Origin of the sequence: Tsukamurella ocularis, assembly GCF_024807615.1 — a bacterium.
In the GTDB taxonomy this organism is placed as follows: Bacteria; Actinomycetota; Actinomycetes; order Mycobacteriales; family Mycobacteriaceae; genus Tsukamurella; species Tsukamurella ocularis.
Genome location: NZ_JANUCJ010000001.1, coordinates 333,802 through 353,341, shown reverse-complemented (window position 1 = coordinate 353,341; position 19,540 = coordinate 333,802). Strand labels below are relative to the sequence as shown.

Sequence of the window (19,540 nt, the reverse complement as noted above, 5' to 3'; positions counted from 1 at the left end):
TGCTGCACGCCCCGCTAGGGAGCGTCGACGGGGTCGGACCTGGGCGGCCCGGCACCGTCGGACCCGACGGGGCGGAGCGGTCAGGCCTTCTCGAGGCGCGCCTTCTCGTGCTCGACGTCGAAGTCGGCGGGCGGCCAGTCGAGGTTCAGGGTCTCCAGGGCCTCGATGAGTAGCTCGGTGATCGCGAGCCGGCTGAACCACTTCCGGTCGGCGGGGATGACGTGCCAGGGCGCACCGTCGACGCTGGTGCGGTCGAGCATCGCCTGGTAGGCCTCCTGGTACTTGGGCCAGTAGCCGCGCTCGTCGATGTCGGCGGGGTTGTACTTCCAGTACTTGTCGGGGCGGTCCAGCCGCTCCGCCAGCCGCTTCTTCTGCTCGTCGAGCGAGACGAACATCGCGCACTTGACGATCGTCGTGCCCGCGGCGATGAGGTCCTCCTCGAAGTCGTTGATGATGTCGTAGCGCGGCTCCCAGACGGCCGGCGGCACCAGGTCGTGCACGCGGACGACCAGCACGTCCTCGTAGTGCGAGCGGTCGAAGACGCCGATCTGGCCGCCCTTCGGGGTCTGCTTGTGGATGCGCCAGAGGAAGTCGTGCGCGAGCTCCTCCTCGGTCGGCTTGCCGAAGGACGCGGTCTTCACGCCCTGCGGGTCGACCATGCCGATCACGTGCCGGACGATGCCGCCCTTGCCGGCGGTGTCCATGCCCTGCAGCACCAGCAAGACGGAGCGGTGGTCGCCCGCGCGGCCGTTGGCGTAGAGCAGCTCCTGGAGCTCCGAGAGCCGGGCGCCGCGCTCCGCGAGCAGTTGCTCGCCGAGCGCCTTGTCGCCGTCGAACCCCGGCTTGCCGGAGGTGTCGATGTCTTGGACCGTGGACCCCGGCTGCCAGCGCAGAGCTGCGGACGCGGAACCGGACCAACCGTTGTCGTTCGCCATGGAGTCACCCTATCCGGCGCGTGGCCCCGATCTTCGGGCAAGATCGACTCGTGACGGTGTCATCTCCCGCGGGAACCCCGCAGTCGTCCGGGACGAGTTCGACGTCCCGCGTTCCGGCGAGTCCGTTCGGCGGCACGCCCGATGACCAGAAGAAGCGCGACCTGCGCAAGATGAAGGCGCTCGCCCTCTCCTTCCTCATCGGCGCGGCGATCGTCTACCTGTTCTGCGAGTACCTGGACACGAAGGGCGCGAACCTCCCGATCGCCGGCACGTGGGTCGGCTACGTCAAGGCAGCCGCCGAGGCCGGCATGGTCGGCGGCTTGGCGGACTGGTTCGCCGTGACCGCGCTGTTCCGGCATCCCCTGGGCCTGCCGATCCCGCACACCGCGATCATCAAGCGCAAGAAGGACCAGCTGGGCGACGCCCTCGGCGGCTTCGTGGAGAGCAACTTCCTCACGCCGGAGGTGATCGCGGAGAAGGTCGGCTCGCTCGACCTGAGCGGCCGTGTGGCGAACTGGATGGCCGACCCGGACAACTCGCAGAAGCTGGGCGGCGAGGCGGCCAAGCTGGTCAAGGTGATGAGCGAGGTGCTGCGTGACGAGGATGCCGAGGCGGTGCTCAACTCGACGATCATCAAGCGGCTGGCCGAGCCGGAGTGGGGCCCGCCCATCGGGCGCCTGGTGGAGACGCTGCTGCAGGAGCAGCGCCAGCTGCCGCTGATCAACCTGCTCGCCGAGCGCGCCCACCACTGGGCCCTGGGAAGCCAGGGCGTGATCGACAAGATCGTCGACACCGACGGTCCGCAGTGGTCGCCCAAGTTCGTCAACTCTCTGCTGGGCGAGCGGATCTACCGCGAGCTCGTCGAGTTCACGTGGAAGGTGCGCAGCGACCCCGACCACGAGGTGCGGCAGGCCATGAGCACGTTCCTGTGGGACTTCGCCTCGGACCTGCAGCACGATCCGCGCACCATCGCCAAGGTCGAGGACGTCAAGGCCGAGCTGATGGGTCGCGAGGAGGTGCGCACCGCGGCGCAGGCGGCGTGGCGAGCCGCGAAGCGGATGATCGAGGCGTCCGTCGAGGACCCCGACTCCACGCTGCGGGAGAAGTTCAGCGAGTCGGCCGCCCGGTTCGGCGTCCGGCTGCGCGACGATCAGGGGCTGCGCGACAAGGTTGACTTCTGGGTCGACCGTTCGGTGCGGCACCTCGTCGAGAACTATGCGAGCCAGATCACATCGATCATCACGGACACCGTCGCGCGCTGGGACGCCGACGAGGCCTCCGACAAGATCGAGCTCGCCGTGGGGCGTGACCTGCAGTTCATCCGGATCAATGGCACCGTCGTGGGCTCCATCGCGGGCCTGGTGATCTACTCGATCACCCAGATCTTCTTCTGATTGAAATCACCCTGCTAGCAAACTGCTTGCAAGAGCTAGCACTAGCTGTTAGCGTGGTGTCAGCCGCGCAGACGGGAGACCGGAAATGTCGAGCGACGAAGAGACCGTAGAGAATTCGGGATCTGACATCGGAGCGTTCATTCGGTCGCAACGTCTTGCGGCGGAGGTGTCCATCCGGCAGCTGGCCGAGAGGGCGGGGGTTTCCAACCCGTATCTCAGCCAGATCGAGCGGGGGCTCCGACGACCGTCGGCCGACGTGCTCGGGCAGATCGCCAAAGCGCTGCGGCTCTCGGCGGAGGTGCTCTACGTACAGGCCGGGATCCTCGAGGAGCGTCCGGAATCCCCGGTGCGCGACGCGCTGATCGCGGACACGACCATCACCGAACGGCAGAAGCAGGCACTTCTCGAGATCTACGAGAGCTTCCGCCGCGAGAACGAGACTGCATTGAAGGAGATCACCCCATGACCGAGCAGAACACCCTCGACGACCTCAAGACCCCCCTGTTCGCGGCCCTCGGCGCCGGTGACTACGCCTACGAGGCCGTCTCCGAGGTCGTCGAGAAGCTGCGCGCCGCCGCGACCGACGCGTCCAAGGACTTCCAGACCAAGGTCGAGGAGGCTCAGGCCAAGGTCGAGGAGGCCGCCGGCTCCGCGCAGACCAAGCTGACCGAGGCCAAGGACGGCCTGCCCAAGGACGTCGACGAGCTGCGCGCCAAGTTCACCGCCGACGAGCTCCGCAAGGTCGCCGCCGCCTACATCCAGGTCGCCACCGACATCTACGACTCGCTCGCCGAGCGCGGCGAGACCGCCTTCGAGCGGATCAAGTCCGGCTCCGTGATCGAGGACGCCACCGAGCAGGCCACCAAGGCTTACAACTCGGCCGTCGAGCTGACCGAGTCCTCGCTGGGCCAGGTCGCCACCGCCACCAAGCAGGTCGGCGAGCGCGCTGCCAAGCTGGTCGGCCGCGCGGGCGACGGCGTCGAGGCCGCCGCCGACAAGGCCGAGGCCGCCGTCGAGGAGACCACCGCGAAGGCCGCCACCGCGGTCAAGAAGGCCGCCCCCAAGGCCGCCGCGAAGAAGACCGACGCGTAATCCGCGTCACTGAAAGCTCCACCCCGGGCGCCCGGCGGCACTGCCGTCGGGCGCCCGACCTTTAGGCTGGTGTCATGGACGTCCTCCTCTACGGATTCGGCACTCTCAGCCTGCTCGCCTCGCTCCTGGTCACGGTCGCTCTGCTGGCGACGGGCGCCTTCTGTCTCATCCACGCCCTGCGCGCCCCGGCCGACGCCTTCACCGCCGCGGGGAAGTGGCAGAAGAACTACTGGTTGATCACACTGGTCGCATGCGAAGTGCTCGTGCTGGCCGGCCTCAACTACATGGGCACCGTTGTCGGCGCGATCGGCATCCTGGTGTACCTCCTGGACGTGAAGCCGAAGCTCGACGAGATCCGCCGCCCGCGCTATTGAGTATTAGTTAGTAAGGTTGCTCGTATGAAGATCTCCAGGAAGCTCGTCGTCGGCGCTGCGGGTGCCCTCGGTGCCGGTGCCGCCGTCATCGCCGCGAGCGTCGCCGCCTACGCGCTGTCCTCCCCGGCGGAGCCGGCGAACGCCAAGCTGATCGAGGACTACGACGGCCCGCACGAGGACGGCGTCGTCGTCTCCGGCGATGGCACCCGCCTGCACACCAGGGTGTGGGGTCCGGCCGACGGTCCGATCGCCGTGCTCGTCCACGGCTGGACCTGCAACCTGGCCAACTTCCCGCGGCAGGTCGAGCGCCTCGTCGGCCGTGGCTATCGCGTCGTGGCCTACGACCAGCGCGGCCACGGTGAGTCCGAGGCGGGAGCCTTCGCGTTCTCCGCCGGCGTCCTCGCCGACGACCTGCACGCCGTCCTCGCCGCCCACGTGCCGGCGGGGAAGAAGGCGCTGCTCGTCGGGCACAGTATGGGTGCGATCACCATCATGGCGTGGGCCGACAAGTACACCGACGAGGTCGCCGAGCGCGCCCATCATGCGGTGCTTGCCTCCACCTACGCCCGCGACGCCGTCGCCGGCTTCGCCGGCGCCACCCCGCTGGCCGCGCTCCCGCGCGTTGCGCCGCGGTTCACGCAGAAGGTGGGCGACGGGATCCTCGGTGCGAACGTCAAGGTTCGGCACAACCGCGCGCACACGGCCGTGATCCGGTACACCGCGCTGTGCGGCTACGCCTCCTACGGGGCCGTCAAGTACACCGAGGACATGGTCGCCTCGTGTCCGGCGGACGTGCGCGCCGAGTGGGGCCACGTGCTCGCGAATGTCGACGTCACCGCCGGGCTGCGCAAGATCACGATCCCCACGTCGGTCGCGGTCGGCCAGTTCGACCACCTCACCCCGCCCGCGGACGCCGACATCATCGCCGGCGAGCTCCGCGTCGCCGGGAAGCTGGACCGCTTCGCCGTGATCCGCGACTCCGGCCACATGCTGCCGCTGGAACAGCCGGAGAAGTTCAACGCCCTCCTGGACTCCATCCTCGACGGCGTCCCCTCCGGGGCGCCGCAGTAACACCCCGTCGGGTAACACCCCGTCGGGAATTGAACGACGTTCTGGAGAGGAAGACCTCAGGTCGGACTCTCCAAAACATCGTTCAATCGCCGGGGAGCGGGTCAGGAGAAGACGACGGTCTTGCGGCCGTGCACCAGCACCCGGTTCTCGAGGTGCCAGCGCAGGCCGCGGGCCAGCACGACCTTCTCGATATCGCGGCCGCGGAGCACCATGTCGGTCGCGGCGTCGGCGTGGTCCACGCGCGCGACGTCCTGCTCGATGATCGGGCCCGCGTCGAGGTCTGCCGTCACGTAGTGGCAGGTCGCGCCGATCAGTTTCACGCCGCGCGCGAAGGCCTGGTGGTACGGGCGCGCGCCGATGAAGCTCGGCAGGAAGCTGTGGTGGATGTTGATCGCCCGCCCGGCCCACGCCGCGCACAGGTCCGCGGGCAGCACCTGCATGAACCGCGCCAACACCACGGCGTCCGGGGCCAGCGCGTCGGTCAGGCGCGCGACCTCGGCGAACGCCGCCGACTTGTCCTCGCCCACACCCGGGAAGGGCACATGGTGGAAGGGGATGTCGAGCCGCTCCACGAAGTCGCGCAGGTCCTCGTGATTGCCGATCACCGCGGCGATCCGCGCGTTCAGCTCGCCCGTCGCCACTCGGCCGACGAGGTCGTGCAGGCAGTGCCCCTCCTTGCTGACCAGCACGACGATGTCCTTGCGCTCCGCGCTGGAGGTCAGCCGCCACTCGGTCTCGGGGCCCAGTTCGGCGACGACCTCGGCCTCGAATTGCGCTCGCAGCTCGTCGAGCGGGATCGCGACGCTGTCCGCGCGCACGGCCTGGCGGGTGAAGAACCAGCCGGAGTCGGCGTCGGAGTGGTACCCCGCCTCGACGATCCACCCGCCCACGTCGGCGAGGAAGGTCGAGATGCGCGCGACGATGCCGGTGGTGTCCGGGCAGCCGAGCGTGAGCACATAGCGGGTATCGCGGGTCACGCCCGGTATCGTCTCAGACGTGCTCACACGCTCCGAAGTCGCCGCCCTGGTCGATCACACGCTGCTCAAGCCCGAGGCCACGGAGGCCGCCGCCGCTGCGGCCTACGCGGAGGGGCTGGACCTGGGCGTCTACGCCGTCTGCCTCTCCCCGTCGATGCTGCCGCTGCGTGCCGCGATCGACGCGCTCGAGGCTGATCGCCGCGCGCCCAAGGTCTGCGTCGTCGCGGGCTTCCCCTCCGGTAAGCACCACACCCTGATCAAGGCCGCCGAGGCGCGGATGGCGATCGAGGAGGGCGCGCACGAGGTCGACATGGTGATCGACGTCGGGCTCGCGCTGGCCGGTCAGCTGGACCGCGTCTTCTCCGACGTGCTCACCGTCCGCGAGGCCATCGGCGCCGACCCCGTGCTCAAGGTGATCGTCGAGTCCGCGGCGCTACTCGAGTTCGGCGACGCCGACCTGCTCACCGAGGTGTGCAAGCGGTCCGTCAAGGGCGGCGCCACCTTCGTCAAGACCTCCACCGGCTTCCACCCGTCGGGCGGCGCGTCCGCGGAGGCGGTGGCGCTCATGCGCGCGGCCGTCGGGCCCGACGTGGGCGTCAAGGCCTCGGGCGGCATCCGCTCCGCCGAGGCCGCCCAGGAGATGATCGACGCCGGCGCCAGCCGCCTCGGCCTCTCCGGCAGCCGCGCGGTGCTCGCCGGCTTCCCGGAGTAGCGCTCGCGCCCCCTGCCCGACGGTACCGCCCGGTCCCGTCGGACGAGGACGGCCCCGTCGGGCTAGGCGAGTTTCGCGGGCAGCGATGCCCAGCCGTACAGCGTGGAGAGCCCGCGGTGCGTGCCGGGCCCGTCGAGCGCGAGGCCCGGGTACCGCTCGAACAGGGCGGACAGGGCGACGATGCCCTCCATCCGGGCCAGCGCCGCGCCGATGCAGGCGTGGATGCCGTAGCCGAAGGCGACGTTCTTCTTGGCCTCGGGTCGCGCGATGTCGAACTCGTGCGGCCGGTCGAAGACGGCGGGGTCGCGGTTCGCGCCGGCCAGCAGCAGGGAGATCACGGTGCCCTCGGCGAAGGAGAATCCCTCGATCTCGCCGGCCTCCCGGGCGACGCGCGCGGTGCGCTGGACGGGGCTGGAATAGCGCAGGATCTCCTCGACGGCGTTCGGCCATAGCTCGGGCTCGGTGCGCAGCCGCTCCAGCTGCGCGGGGTGCTCCAGCAGCGCGACGACGCCGTTGCCGATGAGGTTCACCGTGGTCTCGAAACCGGCGCCGATGAGCAGCGCCGCGTTCGTCACCAGCTCCTGGTCGGTGAGCTCGCCCGACGCTGCGAGGAGCGCGAAGGGGTCGTCCGCGGCGGGGTTCGCGCGAACCCGCGCGAAGTGCTCGGTGAGGTACTCGTCGAGGCCGCGGAGCGCGTGCTGCGCGCGCCGGTAGACGGGCCAGTCGAGGCCGGGGTCCAGCAACGGCGCGGCGGCCTCGCCCCACTCGAGCATGTACTCGTCGTCGGCCTCCGGCAGCCCCAGCAGCCGCCCGATCATCGTGACCGGTAGCCGCGCGGCGTAGCCGGTCACGAGGTCGGGGCGGGGCGCCGCGGCGAGCTCGTCGAGGAGCTCCCCGCTGACTGTCCGCGCGCGATCGGTGAGGGTCGCGATGGCCTTGGGGGTGAAGGTCCGCGCGATGGGGTGCCGGTACGCGGTGTGCGCCGGGGGCTCGGTCACCAGCATCGACGGTGGCTCGACGGGGTTGGGCAGGCGCGGGTCGGACCGCTCGAGGACGGGGATCAGCGGCCGCGGGAAGCCGAAGTCCTTCGGTTGGATCGTGGCGAACCGCGGGTCGCGCAGCACGGCCCGGCACAGCGCGTGATCCGCCGTCGCCGCGCCCGCTTCGGTGCCGATGATCCGGCCCTGCTCGCGGATGCGGTCGAGCCGCTCGTACTGGCCGCCGGGCTCGCCGCGGTAGCCGAGCAGCATCTCCGCCATGGTGTCGCCGCGGGCCGCGCGGCGGGGCAGCGCGTAGCGCGGCAGCCCGTGCAGCACCGCCCACCGCACTCGCAGCTTCAGATCGAGCCGCGGCGCCCTCACGGCCGCACCACCGTCGGATCGAGGACCTCGGCGAGCAGCGGGCCGTCGGGCGTGGTGCGCCAGACCCGCACCGGCGAGCCGACGCCCGGAACCTGCGGTTGGAGCAGCTCCTCGCCGGTCGCTCGCCACTGTGCGGAGAAGGGCGCACCGTCGCCGACGATCTCCAGGACGAACGCGGTCACGCCCCCGGTGTCCGAGGTGCGCACCCGCCGGTCGTCGACGGTGCCGTGGCCGAGCCGGGCCGTGCCGCGCAGCTTCGCCCATCGCTGCTCGACGTCCCGTTCCTTCGCCGCGTCCCCGAAGGAGGAGAGGTAGCCGAACCAGAACCCGACCAGGACGAGCCCGGGAAAGGCGGTGAACAGCAGCTGGAACCACAGTCCGGGCGGATCGTGGGCCGCCCACAGCTGGTGCACGAGGACGGCGACGCCGAGCGTCGCGAGCACCAGGCCGGCGCCCAGGATCGCCTTCGCGGCCACGGTCAGCCGGGTGGGCAGCCCCAGTGCGGCCGGTGGTGCCGTGCTGAACTCACGCACGACGTGCACCACCTGGCCGACCGGGGCGTCCATGGCCATCGTCGTTAGACGACCGAGCAGCTCGTGGCGCCGACGTCAGCGCCGCTCTCAATGTCCTTCGGGAGGACGTTCTGGCCCGAGTAGCGGAGCGAGATGCCCTCGTCGGTCATCTTCAGGTCGCTCGCGGTGAGGCCCTTCGGAGTCGGGATGTCGGCGACGGCGGTGATCAGCTGCTGCGCCAGGTCGTCCGGGACCCCGATGCCGAAGACCGACGCCTTGCTCGCCGTGAGCACCACCTTGTTGTCCTTGATGGTGGGCTTGAGGTTCACGGTGACCGGGAGGATCACGGCGGTGCCGCTGATCTCGATCTGGTTCGCGGCGGTGTTCAGCGTGACCTTCGGGTCCGAGATGACCTGCGAACTGACGACCTTGTTCTTGATGCCGTCGGCGGTGAAGGTGCCGACGATCGTCGCCTCGTCGATCTTGTTGTCGCCACTGGGCTCGACGCCCTTGAGGAGGAGGTGCGCGTTCAGCCCGGGGGTGCCCTGCATGCCGTCGACCTGGATGTCGATCGACGGGATCTTGCCGCTCGCATTCTGGATCAGCATCGGCGTCTTCTCGAAGCTGACCTTGGCGTCGGTGGCGCTGGTGCCCTTCTTGATGTTGTCCGCGAGGCAGTTCTGCACGTGGTTGCGGATGTACAGCTCGGAGCCGACGAGCACGATCACGAGCACCGCGACGAGGCCCGCGGCCGCCAGGCCGATGACCTTGCCGGTGGAGCGCTGCTTGCCGGGCTTCGCCGGCTTAGCTGGCCCGCCCTCGCCCGACGGTCCGCCGGGCGGGATCTGGGTGGGCGGCACCGGCGGTACGGGCGGCTGCTGGCCGGGCTCCGGCCGCGCGTGCGCGCCCGACGGCCGCGCCGCGGACTCGATCGGCCGGGTCAGGCCGTCGTGCGGGCCGGGGCCGTGCGGAGCCTGCGGTGCCTGGGGCTGCTGCTGGGGCGCCTGCGGCTGCTGCGGTGCCTGACGGTCGGCCGGGGTCATCGGCCGCGTCAGGTTCGGATCCTGCGGGCCGTTCGGGGGGCCGGGATTCTGCGGGGCGTTCGGGTTCGTGTCCATCGGCGTTAGATTGTTCCTCATCCCTGGGTGGCGACGGTGAAGTCCCTGCGGTTGGCGAGCACGGGCAGCACGGCCCGCACCTCGTCGACGCGCGCGAGCGGCAGGTCGACGACGATCTGTTCCGGCCCGTCGCCGGCGGTGGCGAGCACGGCGCCGTCGGGCCCGACGGCGAGCGATCCGCCCACCCCGCGCGGCGCGGAGCCGGGCTCCGGATCGGACGGTCGCGCCTGGTCGACGGCGACGACGTAGGTGGTGGAGTCCAGCGCCCGCGCACGGGCGAGCGTGGTGAACGCGTCGAGCTTGCCGGGGCCGTCGCCCCACGACGCGGGAGCGACGATCACGCGCGCACCGGCGTCGGCAAGCCCCTGGTAAAGGGCGGGGAAGCGCAGGTCGTAGCAGGTGCTCAGGCCCACGGCGACGCCGGCGATGTCCACAAGGACGGCCCGCTCGCCGGGCTCGACGGTGCGTGATTCGGCGAAGCCGAAGGCGTCGAAGAGGTGGATCTTGTCGTAAGCGGTGCGCGTGCCGTCAGGGGCCGCGGACAGCAGTGTGTTGCGGACGCGGCCGTCGACGGCGGGGGTGAACATGCCCGCGACGACGTGCACGCCGGTGGCCTGTGCGGCCTCGGCGACACGCGTCGCCCACGGCCCGTCGGGTGGCTCGGCGACGGGGCCGAGGGGCACTCCGAACCGGCACATCGTGGCCTCGGGAAAGACGGCGAGCGCCGCTCCCGCCTCCGCGGCGCGCCGCAGACCGTCCTCGACCAGCGCGGCGTTGGCCGCCGGGTCGGTCGTGGCCTCGATCTGGGCCAGCGCGACGGTCAGCGATGTCATGCGCACCACACTACTGACTCGCGCTCGATACGGGTCGCCGCTCCGCGACGGGCTGTTCCTGCCTCGCGATGTCGACTTCTGCGCGCATGGACGTGCGTCAGGACACCTCCGGCGCTCCAGAACTCGACATCGTGAGCCGGTTACGGCGCGACGAAGGACCAGTCGACGGTGAGCAGGTTGTCGCGGACCGCGCGACGGGGCGGGCGGGCGGCGCCGCCGGTGCGCTCGGCCAGCGCGACCGCCGCCGCGCGCCAGCGGATGCGGTTGCCGTAGGGCGCATAACCGGCGGCCTCGTCCCAGCAGCGATCCGCCAGCGTGAGCAGGGTGTGGATCTTCTCGCCCGGCACGTTGTGGTGGATCAGCGCCTTCGGCAGCCGCTCGGCCAGGTCCGACGGGTGGTCGGTGTACCCGGGGTGCCAGGCCAGCGTGAGCGATCGCGGGCCGGAGGCGTCGAGGGTGAGCCAGCAGCACCGTCGGCCCAGTTCATCGCAGGTGCCCTCCACGAAGACGCCGCCCGGCGCGAGGCGCGAGGTGACCATGGCCCAGGCGGCGGTCACCTCGGACTCGTCGTACTGCCGCAGTACGTTGAAGGCGCGCACCAGGTTCGGGCGCAGCCCCGCGAGCTCGAAGCCGCCGCGCGCGAACTCCACGCCATCGCGGCCGGGAACCACGCGGTCGGGGTCGATCTCGAGGCCCGTCACGCGCACCGTCGGCGACACGCGCCGCAGCCAGGAGGCCCACTCGAGGGTGGTGTTCGGGCGGGCGCCGTAGCCCACGTCGACGGCCAGCGGCGACGCCCCGCCCAGCGCCGCGGCGATGAGCGGCGAGTGCGTCGACCAGCGATCACTGCGCCGCAGCCGGTTCAGCCCCGTCGTGCCGCGCGTGATCCGACCCTCGGGGGAGGGCACGCCGGTCAGTTGTTCTTGTCGACCCAGTACTTGAGGTACTCGGCCTCGGCGCGGAACAGGTCCACGAGGTTGATGAGGATGAGCTGCTCGAGCTTGGTGCCCACGAACGGCACGAAGACCTTCACCACCGTGGTGTAGCGCATGGTGCAGCCGGTCTCGGTGTTGAACAGTGAGGCCTCACCCTTGAGCGAGCCGGGGCCCGCGGGAATCGACGCCTTGTAGTCGCCGATCGAGCCCTCGCCGTCCCACGCGCCGTAGAACTCCTCGCGCGTGATGATCATGTCCTTCTTCACGACGCCCTGCGCGAGGGGCGGCAGGTACTCGTGCGGCAGGTTCTGCTTCTGGACGACCGTGATGCCCTCGTCGTCGACCTCGAACTCGGAGAGCTCCGACAGCGGGGTCAGGTTCCGGAAGTCGGTCATCTTCTCGGTCCAGTACTCCTTGGTGGAGTATGCGTTGTAGAAGACATCGGCGGGGAACGGGAAGCGCGCCGAGTAGCTGAGACGTCGTGCCATGTGGGGAAACCTTACCGGTCAGGGATGCTCCGCGATCCACTGCAGGGTGAACTCCCGTTCGCTCTCCATGAGCTCCTGCAGGTTCTCGACCACCAGCGACTCGACCTTCTTCGCGACGAACGGGATGGACACGCTGGCCTCGCCGGCGGCGGTGATGCGCGCACCGTCGGGGCCCGCCTCCAGGACGGCCGTGCCGGACAGCTGCGCGGGGACGCCCTGGATGTCGGCGGAGAAGCGGCCCTCGCAGCGGGTGCCGTCGAACGGTCCCCACTCCTCGACGCGGTGGATCTCCAGGCCGCCGGGGCGGACCGCGGTGACGACGGGCGGCAGCTTGTCCTCGCCGATCACGTGCACCACGAGCACGCGCACCGAGCGTGCGGCGCCCTCGCCGGTGATGGACAGCTCCTCGACGCGGGCGCCCTCGCCGCCGACCTCGGCCACGCGGGCGGGCCAGTACGCATCGTCGGTGAACGCGGTGTGCAGCGCGGCCGGACTGGTGGCGTAGTCGAGCGAGCGCTCGAGACGGGTGGTCATGAGGAGACACGTTACCGTTGCGGGGTGCCTGAACTGCTATCGGAGTTGACCACGCTGCGCTTGGGCGGCCCCGCCCGCGCCTACCTGCGATGCGATTCCGCCGCGGCGGTCGCGGAGGCGGTCGCGCGCTGCGATGCCGCGGGCGAGCCGGTGCTGCTGGTCGGCGGCGGCTCCAACCTCGTGGTCGCCGACGCGGGTTTCGACGGGACCGTCGTGCACCTGGCGCACGACGCGGTCACGATCGACGGGTCCGTGCTCACCGCCGACGCGGGCGCGGTCTGGGACGACGTGGTCGCCGCGTCCGTCGCCGCGGGGCTCGGCGGCCTCGAGTGCCTCTCCGGCATCCCCGGTTCCGCAGGCGCGACGCCGGTGCAGAACGTCGGCGCGTACGGCGTCGAGGTGTCCGCCTGGCTCGACGCCGTCGAGCTCTTCCACCGCGCCACCGGCGAGACCGCGTGGGTCGCGCCCGAGACGCTGGGCCTGGGGTACCGCACGTCGCGGCTCAAGCAGCACGACGCGACGTCCGGCCCCGCCGACGTCGTGCTCCGGGTCCGGTTCGCCCTGTCCGACGGTGCCTCCGCCCCGATCCGGTACGGCGAACTCGCTCGAGTCCTCGGTGTCGAACCTGGGGGCACCGTCGACCCCGCGCTGGCGCGCGAGCACGTCCTGGCCCTGCGCCGCGGCAAGGGCATGGTGCTCGACCCGGCCGACCACGACACCTGGAGCGTCGGCTCCTTCTTCACCAACCCCGTCGCGCCGGCCGCGACCGCCGCGGCGACCGTGTGGCGCATCGAGGAGGTGACGGGGCAGAGCACGCCCCAGTACCCCGCGCCTGACGGGGTGAAGCTCTCCGCGGGCTGGCTGATCGAGCGCGCCGGATTCAGCAAGGGCTACGACGGTGGCCGCGCGGGCGTCTCGCTGTCGACCAAGCACACCCTCGCGCTGACCAACCGCGGCACGGGCACGACGGCGGAACTGCTCGCCCTTGCGGGCGAGGTCCGGGATGGGGTGTTCGCCCGGTTCGGCGTCGAGCTGCGGCCCGAGCCGGTGCTCGTGGGTGCGGAGCTCCCCTCGCTGCGCCAGTAGAATTCATACGGTGTTCGACATGTTTCGCGTGCCCGTGCGTCGGCGCGCCTTCCTCGGCGGTGCTGCGGCGACGGTGGCCGTCGCCGCGACCGCCTGCACCCGCGATGGCGGCATCGGCGAGACCAGGGCCGATGCCCCGACCTTCGAGTACTCGCCCGGGGCCGGCACGAAGATCGGCCCTCGGGACGCCGTCTCCGTGCGGGTTCGCGGCGGCACGTTCCGCCCGGGCGTTGCGCTGATCAACACCCAATCGGGCAAAAAGGTCGAACTGGCCGCGTCGCCCGACGGTGTGACCTATTCGACGACCGAGCCCCTCGGTTTCGGCGCCACCTACCGCTGGTCCGGCGCCGCCGACGGCGAGGGCGGCACCTGGTCGAGCCTCGACGGCACCGTCGCCGTCGTCTCGCCCGACGCCACGATGTCGGTCCAGGTCAACATCGCCGACGGTGCCGAGGTCGGGATCGCCGCGCCGCTCATCCTCAAGTTCGCAGGCACCGTTGAAGACAAGGCGGCGGTGGAGAGGGCCCTCGAGGTCACCACGACCCCGCACACCGAGGGCGCCTGGGCCTGGCTGCCCGAGGACAACGGCTCCCGTGCCCACTGGCGTCCGCGCAAGTACTTCACGCCGGGCACCACGGTGGCGATGAACGCGAAGCTCTACGGTCTCGATCACGGCGGTGGCCAGTACGGCGCCAGCGACGTGACCAGCAACTTCGTCGTCGGGCGGGCGCAGATCGTCAAGGCCTCTGCGCCGTCGCACCGGATCCAGGTGATGCGCGGCGAACAGGTCTACCTCGACCTGCCCTGCTCGTACGGCGAGGGAGATCTGCCGCGCAATGTCACGCGCTCGGGCATCCACGTCGTGAGCGAGAAGCACGAGGACTTCGCCATGTCCAACCCCGCTGCCGGGTACTTCAACGTGCGTGAACGCTGGGCGGTGCGGATCTCCAACAACGGCGAATTCATCCACGCGAACCCGAACACCGTTGGGAACCAGGGCGCCTCGAACGTCACCAACGGCTGCATCAACCTCTCCCTCGAGGACGCGCAACGCTACTTCCAGAGCGCGCTGTTCGGCGATCCGGTCGAGGTCACGGGCACGTCGATCGAGCTCTCGGCGGCCGACGGCGACATCTACGACTGGACCCTAGACTGGCCGACGTGGCAATCGATGTCGGCACTATCGAAGAACTAGTGATCCCCGGCGCGCGAAGGATGTCGGCGTGGGTGGCGTGCACCGTGCTCGCCCCCACCGCGCTGGAGTATCAGGCCACCGTCGCGCAGGTGCCGGGCCTGCATGTGCAGGAGTCCCTCGTCGTCACGCTCGACGGTGCGCCGCTGCCGGTTCACGAGGTCGTCGGTCCGCACGGCGGCCGGATCCACCGCGTCGACGCCGGGCCCGGGACCGTGCTGCTGGAGTACCACGCCCAGGTCGCGGGGTTCGCAGCGCCGGAGCCCGTCGACGCCTACCTGCGGTCGCTGTACCTGCGGCCCTCGCGCTACTGCGAGGTGGACCGATTTTACGGCTACGCCGCGAAGCAGTTCGCGGGTGTCGTCGGGGATGCGCAACGTGCTGTGGCGGTGCGGGAGTTCGTGGCGAGCCGGCTCGACTACCTGCCGGGCGCCAGCCGTTCCAGCGACGGTGCCTCCGACACCCTGCTCGCCTCCGCCGGCGTCTGTCGCGACTACGCGCACCTGACGATCGCGCTGCTCCGTGCCCTGAAGCTACCCGCCCGGATGAGCGCGGTCTTCGCGCCCGGCTGCGACCCGATGGACTTCCACGCCGTCGCCGAGGTGATGGTCGATGGCCGGTGGTGGGTGCTGGACGGGACCGGGCTCGCCCCGCGCGGCGCGATGGTGCGCATCGCCACCGGCCGCGACGCCGCCGACATCGCCTTCCTCGACAACCACGGCGGCGCCATCCGCTTCGACAACCTGACGGTGACCGCCGAGTCCGCCGCGCCCCTGCCCTACGACGACCCCCATGCGCTGATCCCCATCGCCTGAGCAGAGACCTTGTCTGTGCGGGGCAAGGTGTTTCGCAGATCCGTCATGTGCGGTATGCATCACTGCCGCCGCGACACAGTCATACTCCGGCACCTTCGGTGAACCCAACGCGCACAGCGACCGAATCACCGCAAGGTCAGGACAGTCGCAGCGCGAGCAACTCCTCGAAGACCGCGCGGGCGTCGGCGGGCGCCTCCACGCGGAAGCGGGCGGCGGTGGCACCGTCGCCCACCTTCACGGAGACATCCTCGGCCTCGGTGAGCACGGCGAAAGCCTTCTCGTCGGTGACGTCGTCGCCGAGGTACAGCACGGCGGCGGCACCGGTACGCTCGCGGAGCGTCTGCAGCGCGCGGCCCTTGGAGGCGTCGAGCACCGTCAGCTCCAGGACCGCCTTGCCGTCCGTGGCGTGCACGCCGGGCAGAGCGGCGGGGCCCCGTCGGGCCTCCTCCAGGGCCAGTGGGCCCGCGGACGGGTCCACGACGTTGCGCACGTGCAGCGCGCCGCCCAGCGGCTTGGGCTCGACGGCCGCGCCGGGGAACCGGTCGGCGATCGCGGTGAGGCCGGACAACACGGTCGACCGGAGCTCCCGCAGGTCGGCGGTCAGGGCGCCCTCGAAGCCCCCGTCCCACTCGGCCCCGTGGCTGCCCACGGTGACGAGCGACGGGGAAGCACCGGAGAGCCGCCCCAGCGTCGCGCGGTCGCGGCCCGAGACGAGCGCCACCGTCACCCCCGGGAGCCCGGCGAGGGCGTCCAGCGCGGCGACGGTTCCGGGCAGCGGGAACGCCGCTGCGGGGTCGGCGACGATCGGCGCGACGACCCCGTCGTAGTCCGTGGCCACGAGTACCGTCGGCAGCCCGGCGAACGCCGCCAGCGCCCGCGACAGCTCGGAGGGCAGGCTCACGCGGGCGTCTCGTCGACGGTGCCGGCGAGCGTCTGCAGGAAGGAGCGGGCCCAGCGGTCGACGTCGTACTGCAGGACCTGGCGGCGCATGGTGCGCACGCGGCGCTTGCCGTCCTCGAGATCCTGGTGCACGGCCTCGTCGATGGCGTTCTTGACACCTTCGAGGTCGTGCGGGTTGCACTGATAGGCCTGCCGGAGTTCGGCGGCGGCGCCGGTGAACTCGCTGAGCACCAGCGCGCCGGTGGAGTCCGTGCGGCACGCGATGTACTCCTTGGCCACCAGGTTCATGCCGTCGCGCAGCGGGGTCACGAGCATGACGTCGGCGGCCGCGAAGAAGGCCAGCAGCTCGCGTCGCGGCACCGGACGGTGGATGTAGTGGATCACGGGCCGGCCGACCTGGCCGAAGTCGCCATTGATGCGGCCGACCTGCCGCTCGATGTCGTCGCGCATCACCTTGTACGACTCCACCCGCTCACGCGACGGCGTCGCGAGCTGTACGAAGACGTGCCGCTCCGGATCGAGTCGACCCTCGCGGTACAGCTCGCCGATCGCGCGCAGCCGCACGTCGATGCCCTTGGTGTAATCCAGTCGGTCGACGCCGAGCAGGATCTTCTCGGGATTGCCGAGTTCCTTGCGGAGCGATCGCGCGCGCTGACGCGTCTCGGGCAGCTTCGCGGTGGCCGCGAGTTCTGCGGACTCGATCGAGATCGGGAAGGCGCCCACCCGCACGGACCGGAAACCGACGGTCACCACGCCGAACTTGGAGCGCACGCCGATCGAGTTCTTACTCGTCGCGTAGCCGGCCAGCTTGCTTGCGAGGTAGAGGAAGTTCTGCGCGCCGCCGGGCAGGTGGAAGCCGACGAGATCGGCGCCGAGGATGCCCTCGATGATCTCGCGCCGCCACGGCATCTGCATGAACAGCTCGACGGGCGGGAACGGGATGTGGAGGAAGAAGCCGATTTTCACGTCGGGCCGCAGCATCCGCAGCATCTTGGGCACCAGCTGCAGCTGGTAGTCCTGCACCCAGACGGTGGCTCCCTCAGCCGCGACCTTGGCGGTCTCCTCCGCGAAGCGTCGGTTGACCTCGACATAGGTGTTCCACCATTCGCGGTGGTACTCGGGCTTGACGATGACGTCGTGGTACAGCGGCCACAGGCTGCCGTTGGAGAAGCCCTCGTAGTGCTCCTCGACCTCCTGGGCGCTGAGCTTGACCGGCACGAGAAGCATGTCCTCGCCCGCGATGGGGCCGTCGCCGACGTCCGGCGCACCGGGCCAGCCGACCCACGCGCCGTTGCGCGCGCTGAGGATCGGCTTGAGGGCCGTCACGAGCCCGCCGGGCGATTCCTTCCAGGTCAGCGTCCCGTCGGGCGCCTTCTCGACGTCGACCGGAAGCCGGTTCGCCACGACGATGAAATCAGATGATCCGAACGCCGCAGCGGCCATGAGTGAGCTACGCCTCCTTAGGGCCGATGCCCAGCATCGACAGCAGCATGCGGCACTCGTCGGCGTCCTCCGCGTACGCAGCGACGACCCGCTGGGCCTGGTAAGCGGTCTCGTCCGCTACGGGCTCGAGTTCGTCTTCGCTGATGTCCTGCGTGGTCTTCGGGGGCATGAATGCACCTTCGTTCGGGAATGGACGAGCAAGAACAGTTTACCTGCGAAACGTTTCAGTCGCGGACCCGGCGGAAGGTGATGCCTCCGATGTGTGGCCGCAGGGTCGGCGGGAGCTGCGGCCGGCGCAGCGTGCGGGCCACCCATTCGCCCAGTGTGACGCCCGCCGCCAGTGCGCAGCCGACGGTCAACGCAGTCGCCATGTTGGTCAGCGCGGACGTGGTCTGCCCCTCCATCAGCTCCGACAGGCCGCGGTACACCGCGAGGCCCGGAACCAGCGGGGTGATGCCCGCGACGGCGACGATGAGCGGGGGCACCACGGCCCGTCGGGCGAGGAGGCCGCCGGCCAGCCCGACGGCGGTGGCGGCCACCGTCGACGAGACGATGGGCCCGAGTCCCAGGTTGAGGACGGAACCGGCGACGCCGGCGCCCGCGCAGCCCGCGAGGAAGGACGCGGTGAGCGCCCGGAGTTGCGCGTACCCGGCCAGCGCGAAGGCGGCGGCGGCCACGCCCGACGAGGCGACGAAGATCGGCAGCGGCGCGTAGTCGAAGGGCTGCTGCTGCAGCGGCGGCAGGGTCGCGCCGAGCTGGGCCGTGACGCTCAGGGCCATGCCGACGCCCGCCACGACGCCGCCCGTGAATACCACGACCTCGAAGAACCGGGCCGCGCCCGTGACCGGCGCCCCGGTGATCGCGTCCTGCACCGAGCCGACGAGCGACAGCCCCGCCATGAGCACGATGATCCCTGCGACGATCACCCGGTACGGCTGCACGTCCCACCCGTACTCGACGGACAGCCGGTAGATCAACGCGGCCGGCAGCGTTGCGAGGAAGCCGCCGACGACCTGCTGGAAGAAGTAGGGGAGGCCCCACTGGCTCAGCCGGACGTTCACGGCGTAGATGACCGCGGTGGTGGCGAAGGCCACCACGGCGAGCGGCGGTGTCCCGCCGAGGAGCAGCGTCAGCGCGCCGGCCATGAGTGCCCAGCCGAACGTCGCGACGGCGCGCGGGTACGGGTGCCCGGCGGTCATGATCGATTCGAGGGCGGCGAGTGCCTGATCGGGGCGGATTCGCCCTCGGCCGATGCGCCGCACCAGGGTATCGACCTGGGAGAGCCGGGTGTAGTCGAGGGACCGGTGGCTCACCATCCGCATGTAGGTCGACGGGGGCAGGCCGCGCCCACGCTGCACCGAGACGGTGATCGCGTTGTAGGTGACGCTCACGGTCACGTCGTCGATGCCGTACGTCGCGGCGACGTACCGCACCTGCGCCTCGGTGTCGACGGCGCCCGTCCCGGAATCCAGCAGCACCTCGCCGACCTTCATCGCGACTTCGAGGACCTCGCCGACGGTCTCGTTGTCGCGGAGGTCGACGGGCTGCAGCGGGGTCAGCACCGGCATCCCGGCGGTGTCGACGGTGGCGGCGTTCCGGCCGGTCAGGGCCTGGACTGCGTGCGCGAGGCGATCGCGGAACGCGGGCTTCACGGTGGGGCTCCTCCTCGGGGGTTTCACGTCGGTGTCGTGGCACGGACCTCGTTTCGTTACTGTGCCAGATCACGTCGATCTCCGGCCCTTCTCGCGGAGCTGTGATCCGCGTCGGA

22 protein-coding genes are annotated in these 19,540 nt (G+C 70.7%); 9 read left to right on the top strand and 13 right to left on the bottom strand.

Annotation, left to right across the window (positions count from 1 at the left end; all coding sequences use genetic code 11):
• Positions 1–80: 80 nt before the first annotated feature.
• Positions 81–935 (bottom strand): polyphosphate kinase 2 family protein, encoded by an 855-nt coding sequence (locus HNP44_RS01840; protein WP_259144186.1) that lies wholly within the window; start codon positions 933–935, stop codon positions 81–83.
• Positions 936–1,105: 170 nt separating this feature from the next.
• On the opposite strand from HNP44_RS01840, the gene HNP44_RS01835 reads away from it, so the two are divergent.
• The 5 genes from HNP44_RS01835 (at position 1,106) to HNP44_RS01815 (ending at position 4,866) form a co-directional block, all read left to right on the top strand.
• Positions 1,106–2,329 (top strand): DUF445 domain-containing protein, encoded by a 1,224-nt coding sequence (locus HNP44_RS01835; protein WP_259144276.1) that lies wholly within the window; start codon positions 1,106–1,108, stop codon positions 2,327–2,329.
• 85 nt (positions 2,330–2,414) lie between these two features.
• Entirely contained in the window at positions 2,415–2,795 is a 381-nt protein-coding gene (locus HNP44_RS01830) for a helix-turn-helix domain-containing protein (protein ID WP_224651758.1), read from the top strand.
• Positions 2,792–3,421: a heparin-binding hemagglutinin gene (locus tag HNP44_RS01825; RefSeq protein WP_259144184.1), complete on the top strand. Its 630-nt coding sequence runs from the start codon at positions 2,792–2,794 to the stop codon at positions 3,419–3,421. The genes HNP44_RS01830 and HNP44_RS01825 overlap by 4 nt, the downstream gene beginning before the upstream one ends.
• Positions 3,422–3,495: 74 nt before the next feature.
• Positions 3,496–3,795 carry a DUF2516 family protein gene (locus HNP44_RS01820; protein WP_259144183.1) on the top strand — a complete coding sequence of 100 codons (300 nt, stop codon included), beginning with the start codon at positions 3,496–3,498 and terminating at the stop codon, positions 3,793–3,795.
• A gap of 24 nt (positions 3,796–3,819) precedes the next feature.
• Positions 3,820–4,866 (top strand): alpha/beta fold hydrolase, encoded by a 1,047-nt coding sequence (locus tag HNP44_RS01815; protein WP_259144182.1) that lies wholly within the window; start codon positions 3,820–3,822, stop codon positions 4,864–4,866.
• 101 nt (positions 4,867–4,967) lie between these two features.
• Here HNP44_RS01815 and purU read toward each other — a convergent pair whose 3' ends face one another.
• Positions 4,968–5,843 carry a formyltetrahydrofolate deformylase gene (gene purU / locus HNP44_RS01810; RefSeq protein WP_259144181.1) on the bottom strand — a complete coding sequence of 292 codons (876 nt, stop codon included), beginning with the start codon at positions 5,841–5,843 and terminating at the stop codon, positions 4,968–4,970.
• A gap of 7 nt (positions 5,844–5,850) precedes the next feature.
• Between purU and deoC the strand changes: the two genes are divergently transcribed.
• On the top strand, positions 5,851–6,555 hold the full coding sequence (deoC, locus tag HNP44_RS01805) for a deoxyribose-phosphate aldolase (RefSeq protein ID WP_259144275.1): 705 nt from the start codon (positions 5,851–5,853) through the stop codon (positions 6,553–6,555).
• 62 nt (positions 6,556–6,617) lie between these two features.
• Here the strand turns inward: deoC and HNP44_RS01800 are convergent, their stop codons facing one another.
• The 7 genes from HNP44_RS01800 to HNP44_RS01770 all read right to left on the bottom strand — a co-directional run bounded on the left by HNP44_RS01800 (position 6,618) and on the right by HNP44_RS01770 (position 12,336).
• Positions 6,618–7,916, bottom strand: a complete 1,299-nt coding sequence (locus HNP44_RS01800; RefSeq protein ID WP_259144180.1) for a cytochrome P450 — start codon at positions 7,914–7,916, stop codon at positions 6,618–6,620.
• The gene (locus HNP44_RS01795) at positions 7,913–8,482 is read right to left on the bottom strand and encodes a hypothetical protein (protein ID WP_259144179.1); all 570 of its coding nucleotides are present in this window, start codon (positions 8,480–8,482) and stop codon (positions 7,913–7,915) included. Before HNP44_RS01795 ends, HNP44_RS01800 begins: the two co-directional genes overlap by 4 nt.
• An 11-nt stretch (positions 8,483–8,493) precedes the next feature.
• Positions 8,494–9,546, bottom strand: a complete 1,053-nt coding sequence (locus HNP44_RS01790) for an LmeA family phospholipid-binding protein (protein WP_259144178.1) — start codon at positions 9,544–9,546, stop codon at positions 8,494–8,496.
• A 17-nt stretch (positions 9,547–9,563) separates the two neighbouring features.
• Positions 9,564–10,370: a carbon-nitrogen hydrolase family protein gene (locus tag HNP44_RS01785; RefSeq protein WP_259144273.1), complete on the bottom strand. Its 807-nt coding sequence runs from the start codon at positions 10,368–10,370 to the stop codon at positions 9,564–9,566.
• 149 nt (positions 10,371–10,519) lie between these two features.
• On the bottom strand, positions 10,520–11,287 hold the full coding sequence (locus HNP44_RS01780) for a class I SAM-dependent methyltransferase (protein WP_259144176.1): 768 nt from the start codon (positions 11,285–11,287) through the stop codon (positions 10,520–10,522).
• 5 nt (positions 11,288–11,292) lie between these two features.
• Positions 11,293–11,802 carry a DUF2505 domain-containing protein gene (locus HNP44_RS01775; RefSeq protein ID WP_259144175.1) on the bottom strand — a complete coding sequence of 170 codons (510 nt, stop codon included), beginning with the start codon at positions 11,800–11,802 and terminating at the stop codon, positions 11,293–11,295.
• An 18-nt stretch (positions 11,803–11,820) separates the two neighbouring features.
• Positions 11,821–12,336 carry a DUF2505 domain-containing protein gene (locus HNP44_RS01770; protein ID WP_259144174.1) on the bottom strand — a complete coding sequence of 172 codons (516 nt, stop codon included), beginning with the start codon at positions 12,334–12,336 and terminating at the stop codon, positions 11,821–11,823.
• A 24-nt stretch (positions 12,337–12,360) separates the two neighbouring features.
• Between HNP44_RS01770 and HNP44_RS01765 the strand changes: the two genes are divergently transcribed.
• Genes HNP44_RS01765 through HNP44_RS01755 form a run of 3 tightly spaced genes read left to right on the top strand, consistent with a single transcriptional unit; the run spans position 12,361 to position 15,429 of the window.
• Entirely contained in the window at positions 12,361–13,422 is a 1,062-nt protein-coding gene (locus HNP44_RS01765) for a UDP-N-acetylmuramate dehydrogenase (RefSeq protein WP_259144173.1), read from the top strand.
• Between the two features lie 19 nt (positions 13,423–13,441).
• A complete protein-coding gene (locus HNP44_RS01760; protein WP_259172161.1) occupies positions 13,442–14,617 on the top strand; it encodes a L,D-transpeptidase in 1,176 nt (391 codons plus the stop codon).
• Positions 14,584–15,429: a transglutaminase-like domain-containing protein gene (locus tag HNP44_RS01755; RefSeq protein ID WP_259144171.1), complete on the top strand. Its 846-nt coding sequence runs from the start codon at positions 14,584–14,586 to the stop codon at positions 15,427–15,429. Before HNP44_RS01760 ends, HNP44_RS01755 begins: the two co-directional genes overlap by 34 nt.
• Before the next feature lie 136 nt (positions 15,430–15,565).
• Here HNP44_RS01755 and otsB read toward each other — a convergent pair whose 3' ends face one another.
• The 4 genes from otsB to HNP44_RS01735 are packed head-to-tail and all read right to left on the bottom strand — an operon-like array spanning position 15,566 to position 19,424.
• Positions 15,566–16,330 carry a trehalose-phosphatase gene (gene otsB / locus HNP44_RS01750; protein WP_259144170.1) on the bottom strand — a complete coding sequence of 255 codons (765 nt, stop codon included), beginning with the start codon at positions 16,328–16,330 and terminating at the stop codon, positions 15,566–15,568.
• A complete protein-coding gene (locus HNP44_RS01745) occupies positions 16,327–17,772 on the bottom strand; it encodes an alpha,alpha-trehalose-phosphate synthase (UDP-forming) (protein WP_259144168.1) in 1,446 nt (481 codons plus the stop codon). The genes otsB and HNP44_RS01745 overlap by 4 nt, the downstream gene beginning before the upstream one ends.
• A gap of 7 nt (positions 17,773–17,779) precedes the next feature.
• Positions 17,780–17,941, bottom strand: a complete 162-nt coding sequence (locus tag HNP44_RS01740) for a hypothetical protein (protein WP_170181081.1) — start codon at positions 17,939–17,941, stop codon at positions 17,780–17,782.
• Between the two features lie 55 nt (positions 17,942–17,996).
• Positions 17,997–19,424 (bottom strand): threonine/serine exporter family protein, encoded by a 1,428-nt coding sequence (locus tag HNP44_RS01735; protein ID WP_259144165.1) that lies wholly within the window; start codon positions 19,422–19,424, stop codon positions 17,997–17,999.
• Positions 19,425–19,540 lie beyond the last annotated feature (116 nt).